Source organism: Corynebacterium sp. 212_CJEI (assembly GCF_001055915.1).
Lineage (GTDB): Bacteria > Actinomycetota > Actinomycetes > Mycobacteriales > Mycobacteriaceae > Corynebacterium > Corynebacterium jeikeium_D.
This window is the reverse complement of sequence record NZ_JVPT01000066.1, coordinates 1-462: the sequence shown is the minus strand read 5'-3', so window position 1 is coordinate 462 and position 462 is coordinate 1. Positions and strand designations below refer to the sequence as shown.

Annotated in this window: 1 protein-coding gene; it reads left to right on the top strand. The window is 49.8% G+C overall.

The genetic code is table 11. From position 1 onward, the window contains the following. The coding region (locus ADB02_RS11660; protein WP_206540535.1) for a hypothetical protein at window positions 1–221 on the top strand (221 nt) is incomplete at its 5' end. Window positions 222–462: the final 241 nt, after the last annotated feature.

The window sequence follows — 462 nt, the reverse complement described above, 5'->3', positions numbered from 1 at the left end:
TTCTCCCCTTCGAACCGACGAGGCCAAAAAAGAAGAGAACAACCATGATCTTTCCCACAAATGAAAAAACCACGCGAAAAGCACCCAAACAAAGGCGCCGCCACGCAATCCATCACCCGCAAGCACAAAAGGACCCAAAACAAACAAAGGCCCCCGGCACCCACCAGCAACACACACGCGCAAACGACAACCAAACAAGCACTTTCCCAAAAAAGTATTAGTTAGTACATCGGCACACTATTGAGTTCTCACACAACACACACCCACGAAGACAACCACCCCAAAACCAGGGCAACCACCACGTGAGCAGCAGAAGAAGACTCTACCTTCACTGCAAACACAAGTCAAACCGACCGTGAATACAAAGTAAACTCTCCCCCACATCACCACAACAAGCAATCACATCGCCCTGTCGCGCTGACCCCGGATACATTACACACACTTCACACATAAAGCGAACCC